Consider the following 12,646-nt stretch of genomic DNA (forward strand, 5'->3'; position numbering starts at 1 on the left):
TCACCCGTCGGCGGCGGTGAGACCGATGCCGCTGCCGTCGGGCTTCTTCAGGGTGAGCGAATTGCCCTGGATGTCGTAACTGGCCTTGTTCTTCAGGACCTTGAGCATCGTCTGTTCCAGCTCGCCCGCCGCCCCGATGCATCCCATCCGGGTGCTGGTCAGCGGGCCGAAGGTGAGGTGTCCGTCCTTGGCCGTGGCTTCGGCGCGGCCCTGGTTGCAGCCAAGGCGGGCGCTGACGTGGCCGTCCTTGTCGAAGACGAGGCGGGCCCGGCCCTCGGCGGCCTTCGGCACCGAGCGGGTGGCGTCGTCGGCGCTCAGGCTCGTGACCTTCCAGGTGGTGCCGACGAGTTCGGCGTCGCGCTGCTTGGCGAGGGTGACGGTGTCGCCGTTCTCCCCGGTGAGGGTCAGCCGGTCCTTCTTGTCGCCCTGGGTCTCGACGGTGTTCTTCGCGGCGAGGGCGCGGGCCAGGCTCTTCTCGAAGGCGGCCACGTCCTTGCCCTCGCAGAGCATCATCGTCCGCTTGGCCTTGCCGAGGTCGAGGCTGTCGCCGGTCAGTTCGGCCTGGGCGTCGAAGCGGTTGCAGCCGTAGTTGCCGCGCACCCGCTCGTCCGAGACGAACTCGACGTAGGCGCTGCCGGGTGCCTTGGTGGTGCGCCCGTCCACCGTCATGCTCTGCACGGTCCAGTGGACGCCGGTGATCGGGGCCCCGCCGACGCTCGTCGAGCCGGCCTTCTGGTCCCCGCAGGCGGTGACGGTGGCCAGCGCGGCGAGCGGAAGGGCCGCGGTGCTGATCAAGGTACGTGTACGGGATGTACGTAGCGTGAGCATGGCAATGGGACGTGGCGGGCCGCATTCCGGTTCCGGCCCGCCGCGCGTCCCGTCCGCATCACGCCATGATCGGCAGCAGTTCCGCCAGGTCGGCCCGCTCCCCGCTGGCGCTCACCTGCGCGTCGGCGACCGCCGTGGCCCACGGCAGCCGGCCCGTGGCGAGCCTGATCCAGGTGAGCGGATCGGTCTCGACGACGTTCGGCGGGGTGCCGCGGGTGTGCCGGGGCCCCTCCACGCACTGCACCACGGCGAACGGGGGGATCCGCACCTCGGTGGAGGCGCCCGGCGCCTTCGTGGCGAGGGCGTCGGCGAGGAGCCGGGTGCAGGCGGCCAGGGCCTGGCGGTCGTACGGAATGTCGAGGCCCGGCACGGCGTCGTTCAGGTCGTCGGTGTGGACGATCAGTTCCACGGTGCGGGTGACCAGGTAGTCCGCGAGCGTCATGTGGCCGGTGCGGTTGGCGACGAGCGCGTCGCCGGGGTGGTTCGCGAGGGCCTGCGCGAGGCTTTGCTCGGCCTCGGCGTACAGCTCGGCGAGGTCGTGGTCGGCGGCGAGCCCGGTGACGTACTCGGCGATGTCCCGCGCGTGCGGGGCGGAGGTCATCGGCCAGTCCTGCGGCCGGAGTTCGGCCTTCGCCGCGGATGCGGCCGCGAGCCCGCGCGCGAGGGCCGTCGTCGCCATGGTGAGGTGCGCGGCGAGCTCCCGCACGGTCCACTCACCGAGCCGCGTCGGACCGTCGAGCTGCTCGGACGTGAGCGTCTCGACTGCCTTCCGTACGTTGCCGAACTGGGTCAGCACGGCGGTGCGCGTCTTGTCGAAGTCGTAGGCGCGGGGGCGCTTCTTCTTGGCCGGTGGCATGGGCCGAGCCTACGAGACGGCCGCACGGGTAGGCCGTTCAAGCCTTCCGGCACCTGAGGAGCGGGGTGGCCGGGGCTCCGGGGCGGAAGCCCCGGGAGGGAGACCACGTGGGGCCCGCCGCCGAAGCAGGCGGGCCCCACGGGCGTACGGCCTATGCCAGCAGCGCCGGGATCGTGCCCTCGTGCGCCGTCCGCAGCTCGTCCAGCGAGAGCGTGAACTCGCCCTGGACGTCCACCGAGTCGCCGTCCACGACACCGATGCGGGTGACGGGCAGGCCCCGCGCGCCGCACATGTCGTTGAAGCGGAGCTCCTCGCTGCGCGGGATCGACACGACCGCGCGGCCGGCCGACTCCGAGAAGAGGAACGTGAACGCGTCGAGGCCGTCCGGGACGACCAGGCGCGCGCCCTTCCCGCCGAGCAGCGCCGACTCGACCACGGCCTGGATCAGACCGCCGTCGGACAGGTCGTGCGCGGCGTCGATCATGCCGTCGCGGGACGCCGAGATGAGGATCTCGGCGAGCAGCCGCTCGCGCTCCAGGTCGACCTTGGGCGGCAGACCGCCGAGGTGGTCGTGGACGACCTGCGACCAGGCCGAACCGCCGAACTCCTCGCGGGTGTCGCCCAGCAGGTAGAGGAGCTGGCCCTCTTCCTTGAAGGCGACCGGGGTCCGGCGGGTGACGTCGTCGATCACACCGAGCACGGCCACGACCGGCGTCGGGTGGATCGCGGCCTCGCCCGTCTGGTTGTAGAGCGAGACGTTGCCGCCGGTCACCGGGGTGCCGAGCTGCTGGCAGCCGTCGGCGAGACCACGGATGGCCTCGGCGAACTGCCACATGACGGCCGGGTCCTCGGGCGAACCGAAGTTCAGGCAGTCGGAGACGGCGAGCGGCTTGGCGCCGGTCGTCGCGACGTTCCGGTACGCCTCCGCGAGGGCGAGCTGCGCGCCCGTGTACGGGTCGAGCTTCGCGAACCGGCCGTTGCCGTCCGTCGCGATGGCGACACCGAGGCCGGTCTCCTCGTCGATGCGGATCATGCCCGAGTCCTCGGGCTGCGCGAGGACGGTGTTGCCCTGCACGAAGTGGTCGTACTGCTGGGTGACCCACTTCTTCGACGCCTGGTTCGGCGAGGAGACGAGCGCGAGGACCTGGTCCTTCAGCTCGTCACTCGACGAAGGGCGGGGCAGCTTGCCCGCGTCGTCCGCCTGGAGCGCGTCCTGCCACTCGGGGCGGGCGTAGGGGCGCTCGTAGACCGGACCGTCGTGCGCGACCGTGCGCGGGTCGACGTCGACGATCTTCTCGCCGTGCCAGAAGATCTCCAGGCGGTCGCCGTCGGTCACCTCACCGATGACGGTGGCGATGACGTCCCACTTCTCGCAGATCTCCAGGAAACGGTCGACCTTGCCGGGCTCGACCACCGCGCACATCCGCTCCTGCGACTCCGACATCAGGATCTCCTCGGGGGAGAGCGTCGAGTCGCGCAGCGGTACGTCGTCCAGCTCGACGCGCATACCGCCCGAGCCGTTGGACGCCAGCTCGGAGGTGGCGCAGGAGATGCCGGCGGCGCCGAGGTCCTGGATGCCGACGACGAGCTTCTCGGCGAACGCCTCCAGGGTGCACTCGATGAGCAGCTTCTCCTGGAAGGGGTCACCGACCTGCACGGCGGGACGCTTCGACGGCTTGGCGTCGTCGAAGGTCTCGGAGGCCAGGATCGAGGCGCCACCGATGCCGTCGCCGCCCGTGCGGGCGCCGTACATGATGACCTTGTTGCCCGCGCCGGACGCCTTCGCGAGGTGGATGTCCTCGTGCCGCATGACGCCGATGGCACCGGCGTTGACCAGCGGGTTGCCCTGGTAGCAGGCGTCGAAGACGACCTCGCCGCCGATGTTCGGCAGGCCCAGGCAGTTGCCGTAGCCGCCGATGCCGGCGACGACACCGGGCAGCACGCGCTTGGTGTCGGGGTGGTCGGCGGCGCCCATGCGCAGCGGGTCCACCACGGCGACCGGGCGGGCGCCCATCGCGATGATGTCGCGCACGATGCCGCCGACGCCGGTGGCCGCGCCCTGGTAGGGCTCGACGTACGACGGGTGGTTGTGGGACTCGACCTTGAAGGTGACGGCGTAACCGTTGCCGACGTCGACGACGCCCGCGTTCTCACCGATGCCGACGAGCAGCGCGTCGGACTGCGGCGCCTTCTCGCCGAACTGGCGCAGGTGCACCTTCGACGACTTGTACGAGCAGTGCTCGGACCACATGACCGAGTACATGGCGAGCTCGGCGCCGGTGGGCCGGCGGCCGAGGATCTCCACGACCCGCTCGTACTCGTCCTTCTTCAGGCCGAGTTCGGCCCACGGCAGCTCGACGTCGGGAGTCTTGCTTGCGTTCTCTACGGTGTCGAGGCTCATGAGGCGGCGACCAGCTTCTTGAGGATCGAGGTGAAGAACGGGAGGCCGTCGGTGCGGCCGGACCCGATGAGGGGCTCGACGGCGTGCTCCGGGTGGGGCATCAGACCGACGACGTTGCCCGCCTCGTTCGTGATGCCCGCGATGTCACGGAGCGAGCCGTTGGGGTTGACGTCCAGGTACCGGAAGGCGACCCGGCCCTCCGCCTCCAGCATGTCGAGCGTGCGCTCGTCGGCCACGTAGCGGCCGTCCATGTTCTTCAGCGGGATGTGGATCTCCTGCCCGGCGTCGTAGTCGACGGTCCAGGCGGTGTCCGCGTTCTCCACCCGCAGCTTCTGATCGCGGCAGATGAAGTGCAGGTGATCGTTTCCGAGCATCGCGCCGGGAAGCAGGTGGGCCTCGGTGAGGACCTGGAATCCGTTGCAGATACCCAGGACCGGGAGGCCCGCCTTCGCCTGGTCGATCAACGTCTCCATGACGGGCGAGAAACGCGAAATGGCGCCCGCCCGCAGGTAATCGCCGTAGGAGAAACCACCGGGCAGCACGACGGCGTCGACCTGCTTCAGGTCCTTGTCCTTGTGCCAGAGCGCGACGGGCTCGGCACCCGCGAGCCGGATCGCCCGCTGGGTGTCGCGATCATCGAGGGAACCGGGAAAGGTGACGACGCCAATACGAGCGGTCACTTTTCGGCCCCCACCGCAGGCTCTTCCACCTTGACGGTGAAGTTTTCGATCACGGTGTTGGCGAGGAAGGTTTCCGCCAGCTCCTGGATACGGGCGAGGGCGGCGTCATCCACCGGCCCGTCCACTTCGAGCTCGAAACGCTTTCCCTGACGTACGTCGGAGATGCCGTCGAAACCGAGGCGCGGCAGCGCACGCTGCACCGCCTGGCCCTGGGGGTCGAGGATCTCCGGCTTGAGCATGACGTCGACTACGACGCGTGCCACTGGCACTCCCGGTGTGTGGGTTGAGCTGGTCCGTTCAGCGTACCTGCCCAAATTTTCTACTCGCGTAGACAGTAGGAAGCTACGAGATGCGGATCACGTTATGGCAACGACATGAGATCCCCACGGAAAATTAAGGGAAAGACTCCGGATATCCGCCCCGGGAGACACACCGAGGCTTTTAACTGGTCTTCCCTCTGCATTGCCGGACAGGGTAAAAAGGAAATGGCAGATACGGGCAGCCGGCCTGAACTCGGGCTACCGCATTGTCCGAGCTTTGCCTGACAACAGCTGGACAGTCTGCATCACCGCACGTCAAAGCGGGGTGCCGGACGAAGGGACCGATATTCGTGGCGCAGCGTGTCGTGGTCACTCTCTTTGACGACATCGACGGCGGAGAAGCAGCGGAAACGGTCGCGTTCGGTCTCGACGGCTCGTCGTACGAGATCGACCTCAATCGAGCCAATGCGCATCAACTCCGCGAGACACTGGCCCCCTACCTCCAGGCGGGGCGCAAGCAGTCCAGCAGGACCGGCAAGGCGTACAAACACACGGACCTGAGCCCCGACCCGGCCGCCGTGCGCGCCTGGGCCCGCTCGAACGACTTCGAGGTGCCGCCGCGCGGCCGCATCCCGAAGCGGGTCTACGAGGCCTTCGCCGCGGCCAACTGAACCCGCGGCCCCGCTCCGAGAGCGCCCTCGGCGACCGGACTTGCGCTGCACCCCGGGCAGTCGGCTAAAGTCTGGAGCACGCCGAGGGGCAAGGCCGAAAGGCCGGACCTCACGGAGTACATGCGGGTGTAGTTCAGTAGTAGAACATCCTCCTTCCAGGAGGAAGGCGCAGTGTGCAATTCCTGTCACCCGCTCTGCATCGCGTACCGATCACTTCGGTGAGTGCGGTAGGCTGATGCGAGCAGTGCGAACGTAGCTCAGTTGGTAGAGCGCAACCTTGCCAAGGTTGAGGTCGCGAGTTCGAACCTCGTCGTTCGCTCCAGTAACGAAGGCCCGGTCCTCACGGACCGGGCCTTCGTCGTTCCCGGCCACGCTCCTCCTCTGACATTTGTCATGCGGGCCGATGACAGCGCGCACTGCCGGTCCTCCGCCCGGGGCGGAAGGCTTGAGGCATGACCAACAACGAGCGCGTGATCGACGTCACTGATCTGCGCCGCGTGTACGGGGACGGGAACCGCGGCAAGCGCGGCTCCTTCGAGGCGGTGCGCGGAGTCACCTTCTCCGTGGGCCGCGGCGAGCTGTTCGCCCTCCTCGGCACGAACGGCGCCGGAAAGACCTCCACCGTGGAAGTCATCGAAGGGCTCGCCGCACCTGCCGGGGGGCAGGTGCGGGTGCTCGGGAACGACCCGTACACCGAGCGGGACCGGGTACGGCCGCGGATCGGGGTGATGCTTCAGGACGGCGGCTTCCCCAGCGAACTGACCGTCAGCGAGACCGTACGCATGTGGGCCGGCTGCACCAGCGGGGCCCGGCCCCTCGACGAGGCGCTGGAGGCGGTGGGGCTCGCCAAGCGGGGGAAGGTGCGCGTCAAGCAGCTGTCCGGCGGCGAGAAGCGGCGGCTCGACCTCGCGCTCGCCCTCCTCGGCCGGCCCGAGGTGCTGTTCCTCGACGAGCCGACCACCGGCCTCGACGCCGAAGGGCGCCGCGACACCTGGGAGTTGGTGCGCCGCCTGCGCGAGGAGGGCACGACCGTGCTGCTGACCACGCACTACCTCGAAGAGGCCGAGGAGCTCGCCGACCGGCTCGCGATCCTGCACGAGGGGCGGATCGCCGCCGAGGGCCGCGTCGACGAGGTCGTCGCCAGCCAGCCCTCGCGCATCACCTTCGAACTGCCCGAGGGCTACTTCCCGGGCGACCTGCCGCCGCTGGGCTCGCTCGGCGTCGACGCGCACGACGTCGAGGGCCGGCTCGTGCGGCTGCGCACCGAGGACCTGCAACGGGCCGCGACCGGCCTGCTGGTGTGGGCCAGGGACGCGGGCGTCGAACTGCGTCGGCTCGACGTGCGGGGCGCGTCGCTGGAGGAGGCGTTCCTGAGGATCGCGCAGGACGCGAAGGGCTCCGCCGGGGGACCGGCCCGCGAGAAGGACAAGGAGATGGCGGTATGAGTACGGGTACGGCGTCCGCGGTCACGGGTGCGGGTACGGGTCCGGCTGGGACGACGACGTCCGCGGGGCGGCTCAAGGCGCTCGCGCGGGCCGAGTTCACGCTCATCGGGCGGAGCAAGGGCGTGCTGTTCACGGCCGTCTTCGTGCCGCTCGTCCTGCCGTTCAGCGTCTCCCAGTCGATGGACAAGGGCGACCTGAAGGGTGTCGGGCTCAACCTCGGCACCGTCATGATCTCCTCGGCGATCGCCTTCTCCCTGCTGTTCGCCGTGTACAGCTCGCTGGTCAGCGTGTACGCGTCGCGGCGCGAGGAGCTCGTCCTCAAGCGGCTGCGCACCGGTGAGCTGCGCGACCTGGAGATCCTCAGCGGGGCCGCGGTGCCGTCCGTCGTGATCGGGCTCGTCCAGTGCACGGCCGTGGCCGTCGTGTGCACGTTCGCGCTGGACGCGGGGGCGCCCGAGGCGCCTCAACTGGTCGTCCTCGGCGTGCTGTTGGGCATCCCGCTGTGCGTCGCGCTGGCCGCCTTCACCACGGTCTTCAGCCGCAGCGTGGAGAGCGCCCAGGTCGCCGCGATGCCGATGCTGCTCGTGTCGATGATCGGCTCCGGCGGTGTGGTGCCGCTGGAGATCTTTCCGGACAAGCTGGCGGCCGTGTGCGAGCTGCTGCCGCTGACGTCGGCGCTCACGCTGGTCCGGGGCGGCTGGAGCGGGACCCTGACCGGCGGCGAGTCCGTGAAGGCGATCGTCATCGCGGTGGCCTGGATCGTGGTCGCGGTGTTTGCTGTGCAGAAGCGGTTCCGGTGGGAACCGCGGCGCTGAGAGGGGACGACGACGTGCGGGTTCGCTGGCGCGAGCGGAGCAAGGTGGAGCGGGTCGAGCTCCAGAGCCGGGTCACGCTGCGCTGCATCCACTGGTTCCTGCTGCTCGGCTGGTCGGCGGGCCCGCTTCTCTTCGCCTTCCGGAGCTACCCGGTCGCGTACGTTCTGGGGCTCGCCCTCCTCATCGTGGGCGTGCTCCAGTGCGTGGTGGCGTACTGGCACGTCGGGTCCGCCCTCGACCAGTACTTGGGGCGTGGCCCCGTGCCACGGCGGCAGGATGTCGCGGCCGCCGTGCTCGTCGGCATCGGCCTGGCCCTCGTCACCGCGCTCTTCGCGGTGGACGCCGTGAACGGGGCGAAGAAGGAATCGGCGGTGCTGATGCTGCCGCTGCTGTTCGTGCCGGTGCCGTTCGGATTCGCATACACGCTGACGACGCCGCCGCGGACGGCGCTGCGGCGCTGGCTCGCGGCGAGCGTGGTGATGGGCGGGGTCTTCGCGCTCGCCGGGGCGACACCGGGCCAGGCCATGGGCGGCGCCGCGCTGCTGGCCGTGACCGGCCCCTTCTCCATGATGACCGCGCGGTGCAGCGCCTGGAACCTCTCCGTCATGTGGGACTCCGAACGCTCCCGCGAGACCGAGGCGCGGCTCGCCGTCGCCGAGGAGCGGTTGCGGTTCGGGCGGGATCTGCACGATGTGATGGGGCGCAACCTGTCCGTCGTGGCGCTCAAGAGCGAGCTCGCGGTGCAGTTGGCGCGGCGGGGGCGGACCGAGGACGCGGTGGCGCAGATGACCGAGGTGCAGCGCATCGCGCAGGAGTCGCAGAAGGAGGTCCGCGAGGTCGTACGGGGCTACCGCGCGGCCGACCTCGGCGCCGAACTGGCCGGTGCGCGCGGCGTGTTGGGCGCCGCCGGGATCGAGTGCACGGTCACCGGGTCCACGGCCGGACTGCCGCCGCGGACACAGTCGGCGCTCGGCTGGGTGGTGCGGGAGGCCACGACGAACGTACTGCGGCACGGCGACGCGACGTCGTGCCGGGTGGAGCTGGTGACCGGGCCGGAGGAGGTCGTGCTGACGGTGGAGAACGACGGGGCGCGGGGCGGTGCGCCGAGCGCCAAGGGCGGTTCGGGGCTCGCGGGGCTCCGGGAGCGACTGGCCGCGGTGAACGGGGAGTTGGAGGCGGGAATGGTGCGGGAGCGGGTGTTCCGGGTGGTGGCGAAGGTGCCGTTGGCGGCAGCGGACGCACGGGAGGCGGCGGAGGAAGCGGCGGAGGCCGCCCGATGACGCTGCGGGTCCTGCTCGCCGACGACGAGCACCTCATCCGTGGCGCGCTCGCCGCACTGCTCGCCCTTGAGGACGACCTCGTCGTGGTCGCGGAGGCGGCGAGCGGTCCCGAGGCGCTCGCCATGGCGCGGGCGCACGAGCCGGACGTCGCCGTGCTCGATCTCCAGATGCCCGGCGCCGACGGTGTGAGTGTGGCCACATCGATCCGGGACGAACTGCCCGGCTGCCGCACCATGATCGTGACCAGTCACGGGCGCCCCGGCCACCTGAAACGGGCCCTCGCGGCGGGTGTGCGCGGCTTCGTGCCGAAGACGGTGAGCGCGCAGCGGCTCGCCGAGATCATCCGCACCGTGCACGCCGGAAACCGTTACGTGGACCCGGAGTTGGCCGCCGACGCGATCTCCGCCGGGGACTCGCCGCTGACCGCGCGCGAGGCCGAGGTGCTGGAACTCGCGGCGGACGGCGCACCCGTCTCGGAGATCTCCGAGCGGGCCGCGCTGTCCCAGGGGACGGTCCGGAACTATCTGTCGTCGGCCGTCTCGAAGCTCGGCGCCGAGAACCGGCACGCGGCGGTGCGTCTCGCCCGCGAGCGAGGTTGGGTATAGTTGGCGTCGCGCCACGGCGCAGCGGCACCGCGCAAGCGGCGCTTGCGAACGTAGCTCAGTTGGTAGAGCGCAACCTTGCCAAGGTTGAGGTCGCGAGTTCGAACCTCGTCGTTCGCTCCAGTAAGTAAGGCCCCGGTCCTCCTCTGACCGGGGCCTTACTCGTTGCCGCATGCTCGCTACGCGTTCCAGGGCGTGCCCGTCAGCAGCTCGTACGCCTCGATGTACTTGGCGCGGGTCGCGGAGACGACCTCGTCCGGGAGCGCGGGCGGCGGCTGCTCGCTCCTGCGGTCCCAGCCGGAGGCCGGCGAGGTCAGCCAGTCCCGCACGAACTGCTTGTCGTAGGACGGCTGGGCGCGGCCCGGCTGCCACTGGTCGGCGGGCCAGAAGCGGGAGGAGTCCGGGGTCAGCACCTCGTCGGCGAGGATCAGCGAGCCGTCCTTGTCGAAGCCGAACTCGAACTTCGTGTCCGCGAGGATGATGCCGCGCTCGCGCGCGATGTCCCGGGCCCGGCTGTAGACGGCGAGGGTGGACTGGCGCAGCGCGGCGGCGGTCTCCGCGCCGACCTGGCGGGCCACCTCCTCGTAGCTGACGTTCTCGTCGTGCTCGCCGACCTCGGCCTTCGTGGCGGGCGTGAAGATCGGGGCGGGCAGCTCGGAGCCGTCCTCCAGGCCCTCGGGGAGGGCGAGGCCGCAGACCGTGCGCGACTCGTTGTACTCGACGAGCCCGGAGCCGGTGAGGTAGCCGCGGGCCACGGCCTCGACCGGGACCATGTCGAGGCTCTGGCACACGAGGGTGCGGCCCGCCCAGTCGGCGGGGGCGCCCTCGGGCAGCTCCTGCGAGATCACGTGGTTCGGGATCAGGTCCTGGAGCTGGTCGAACCACCACAGGGACAGCTGCGTGAGGACCTTGCCCTTGTCAGGGATCGGCGTGGGCAGCACCCAGTCGTAGGCCGAGATGCGGTCGGTGGCGACCATGACGAGGTCGCCCGCCTCGTTCCGGTACAGGTCGCGCACCTTGCCGGTGTGGAGATGCACCAGGCCCGGCACCTGAACAGGCTCGGGCTTTTCGACGAATCCGGACATGGTTCCTCCCCGTGGGTCTGTACGAGTACCCCGATTCTCCCGTACGTGGGGGCGGGTTTTGGCCACGGGGCGAGTCGGCGCGCTGTGGGCTCGGTCTCGTCGCCGGTCGCCTCGCCAGTCGGGTCGCCGGTCGCGTCAGTCGCGTTTGCAGATGCGGTCGAGGAGATTCGCCGTGGCGCGCTGGATACGCGGGTCCACGTGGCCGGGGCGGTCCAGGGCCGGGGACCATGCGAACGTCCCGGACGCGAAGACCAGTGCTCCGGACGGCGCCCGGTACAACGATGTCTCCTGGTGGCGGCGGGCCATGTCGCCATCGCGGTACGGGGAGTGCGCGAGCAGGATGCGGTCCTGGTGCTCGGGCAGGGAGGTGCGCGGGAAGTAGCGGTCCGCCTCGCCGGCCACCAGGCCCTCTATCTCGTCGCCCTCGTGCGCCCCCGTCGCCTCCCACAGCCAGTGGTCCGCGTTGCGCACGATCAAGGGGTGCGGCTCGGGGACCCGGCCCGCGTACTGGATGCCCATGAGCTGCTGCTCCGGCTTGTCGATCTCCCGCCACAGCGTGGGCTTTCCGGGGCCTCTGCGCTTGCGGCAGGTCAGCAGCCGGTCGGCCACGCCGGACGGGGACGGGCCCAGCTCCACCTGCCAGTACATGGTGTTGGCGGAGAGGAAGACGAGCGACGTCCCGTTCTCCCGCGCCAGCTCCGTCGTGCGGCGCATGTTCGCCGACCAGTACTCGTCGTGGCCGGGGAAGACCAGGCCCCGGTAGCGCGTCGGGTCGATGCGGCCCGCGTGCAGATCGCGGGCGTCGGCGTACGCGAGGTCGTACCCGTACCGCTCCGCCCAGCGGATGAAGTCGTACGCGTGCCCGACGTGCAGGGGCAGGCCCGCGCCCGCGTACGGGCGGTCGAAGGAGACCGTGATCGCGGCCTCGCTCTCGCCGAGCAGCCGGCCGTCCTCGTCCCACGCGTGATAGAGGCTGGCGCCCGTCCGCCCGTCCTCCGGGTACAGGTTGTACGCCTGCCAGGTGATGTCCGGGAGCAGGAGCAGCAGGTCGGCGGGCTCGTCGTCGCGGACCGTGAACGGGATGTGCGAGCGGTAGCCGTCGAGCGTGGTGAGGACGGCGACGTACGCGCCGACGTTCCAGTACGAGGGGATCTGAAGGCGCCATGACAGCCACCAGTGGTGGCAGGAGACCGTGCGGTCCGCGGTGAGCGGGGGCGGCTGGACGATGCCGGACAGGCGCGGGCTCGTAGTGATCTTGCTGGCGCCGTCGCCGCCGTAGTGGCCGATGCGGTAGACGTCCACGGTGAACTGCTGGGGCGGGTCCACGGTGACGTGGAAGTCGATCGCCTCGCCGGGTGCGGCGGCGCCGGTCGAGGTGAAGCCCTTGATCTGGCGGTGCACGTCGTCGGCGGTGCGGGGGCCGCCGGTGCGGGGCGTCGGGATGCCCTGGGCGCCGGGGTGCGAGGCGTGGTCGATGTACCAGGGGACGACCTGGCCGGTGTCGTCGAAGTAGTGCTCGCTGCCGCGCAGCCAGGGGAGCGGGCCCTGGCCGAAGGGGTCGGTGACGGCGTGCGCCATCGCGCCCGACTCCCAGCGGGTCGTGCGCGGGCGGGGCGGGGGCATGTCCTTGTGCGCTACATCTTCTTGGTGCCCCGCGCTGTCCGGCCCCATGGCAGCTCCCCTCCCTCGCTCCCCCGAGCCCACACTCGCGGCCCCTTGTCCG

Annotated in this window: 12 protein-coding genes and 3 tRNA genes; 8 read left to right on the plus strand and 7 right to left on the minus strand. The window is 70.5% G+C overall.

The genetic code is table 11. The features are described 5' to 3' along the window. The 5 genes from ACYBSK_RS36345 to purS form a co-directional block, all read right to left on the minus strand. Window positions 1–795, minus strand: coding sequence for an META domain-containing protein (locus ACYBSK_RS36345; protein ID WP_457481486.1), 795 nt, complete (start codon window positions 793–795; stop codon window positions 1–3). Window positions 796–886: 91 nt separating this feature from the next. Continuing rightward, window positions 887–1,684, minus strand: coding sequence for a maleylpyruvate isomerase family mycothiol-dependent enzyme (locus ACYBSK_RS36350; RefSeq protein WP_460244628.1), 798 nt, complete (start codon window positions 1,682–1,684; stop codon window positions 887–889). 151 nt (window positions 1,685–1,835) lie between these two features. Further along, window positions 1,836–4,085: a phosphoribosylformylglycinamidine synthase subunit PurL gene (gene purL / locus ACYBSK_RS36355; RefSeq protein WP_460244629.1), complete on the minus strand. Its 2,250-nt coding sequence runs from the start codon at window positions 4,083–4,085 to the stop codon at window positions 1,836–1,838. After that, window positions 4,082–4,765: a phosphoribosylformylglycinamidine synthase subunit PurQ gene (gene purQ / locus ACYBSK_RS36360; protein WP_457481489.1), complete on the minus strand. Its 684-nt coding sequence runs from the start codon at window positions 4,763–4,765 to the stop codon at window positions 4,082–4,084. The genes purL and purQ overlap by 4 nt, the downstream gene beginning before the upstream one ends. After that, entirely contained in the window at window positions 4,762–5,028 is a 267-nt protein-coding gene (gene purS / locus ACYBSK_RS36365; RefSeq protein ID WP_356386140.1) for a phosphoribosylformylglycinamidine synthase subunit PurS, read from the minus strand. Before purS ends, purQ begins: the two co-directional genes overlap by 4 nt. A gap of 347 nt (window positions 5,029–5,375) precedes the next feature. On the opposite strand from purS, the gene ACYBSK_RS36370 reads away from it, so the two are divergent. From ACYBSK_RS36370 to ACYBSK_RS36405, 8 genes are all read left to right on the plus strand, one after another. Next, window positions 5,376–5,696 (plus strand): histone-like nucleoid-structuring protein Lsr2, encoded by a 321-nt coding sequence (locus ACYBSK_RS36370; protein WP_460244630.1) that lies wholly within the window; start codon window positions 5,376–5,378, stop codon window positions 5,694–5,696. Window positions 5,697–5,818: 122 nt separating this feature from the next. Beyond that, window positions 5,819–5,890 (plus strand) — tRNA-Gly (locus ACYBSK_RS36375). A 52-nt stretch (window positions 5,891–5,942) separates the two neighbouring features. Then, window positions 5,943–6,018: transfer RNA gene (locus tag ACYBSK_RS36380), tRNA-Gly, on the plus strand. 130 nt (window positions 6,019–6,148) lie between these two features. Next, the gene (locus ACYBSK_RS36385; protein ID WP_460244631.1) at window positions 6,149–7,141 is read left to right on the plus strand and encodes an ABC transporter ATP-binding protein; all 993 of its coding nucleotides are present in this window, start codon (window positions 6,149–6,151) and stop codon (window positions 7,139–7,141) included. Further along, complete coding sequence (locus tag ACYBSK_RS36390; RefSeq protein ID WP_457481492.1) at window positions 7,138–7,956, plus strand: ABC transporter permease; 819 nt, start codon at window positions 7,138–7,140, stop codon at window positions 7,954–7,956. The genes ACYBSK_RS36385 and ACYBSK_RS36390 overlap by 4 nt, the downstream gene beginning before the upstream one ends. A gap of 14 nt (window positions 7,957–7,970) precedes the next feature. Next, window positions 7,971–9,236, plus strand: coding sequence for a sensor histidine kinase (locus tag ACYBSK_RS36395; RefSeq protein ID WP_460244632.1), 1,266 nt, complete (start codon window positions 7,971–7,973; stop codon window positions 9,234–9,236). Next, a complete protein-coding gene (locus ACYBSK_RS36400; protein WP_457481494.1) occupies window positions 9,233–9,841 on the plus strand; it encodes a response regulator in 609 nt (202 codons plus the stop codon). The genes ACYBSK_RS36395 and ACYBSK_RS36400 overlap by 4 nt, the downstream gene beginning before the upstream one ends. A gap of 44 nt (window positions 9,842–9,885) precedes the next feature. Then, window positions 9,886–9,961, plus strand: a tRNA-Gly gene (locus ACYBSK_RS36405). Window positions 9,962–10,017: 56 nt separating this feature from the next. Here ACYBSK_RS36405 and ACYBSK_RS36410 read toward each other — a convergent pair. Both ACYBSK_RS36410 and ACYBSK_RS36415 read right to left on the minus strand, forming a co-directional pair. Further along, on the minus strand, window positions 10,018–10,923 hold the full coding sequence (locus tag ACYBSK_RS36410; protein WP_460244633.1) for a phosphoribosylaminoimidazolesuccinocarboxamide synthase: 906 nt from the start codon (window positions 10,921–10,923) through the stop codon (window positions 10,018–10,020). A 135-nt stretch (window positions 10,924–11,058) separates the two neighbouring features. Beyond that, on the minus strand, window positions 11,059–12,546 hold the full coding sequence (locus ACYBSK_RS36415; protein ID WP_457481496.1) for a N,N-dimethylformamidase beta subunit family domain-containing protein: 1,488 nt from the start codon (window positions 12,544–12,546) through the stop codon (window positions 11,059–11,061). Window positions 12,547–12,646: the final 100 nt, after the last annotated feature.

It is taken from the genome of Streptomyces sp. BYX5S, from assembly GCF_054724165.1.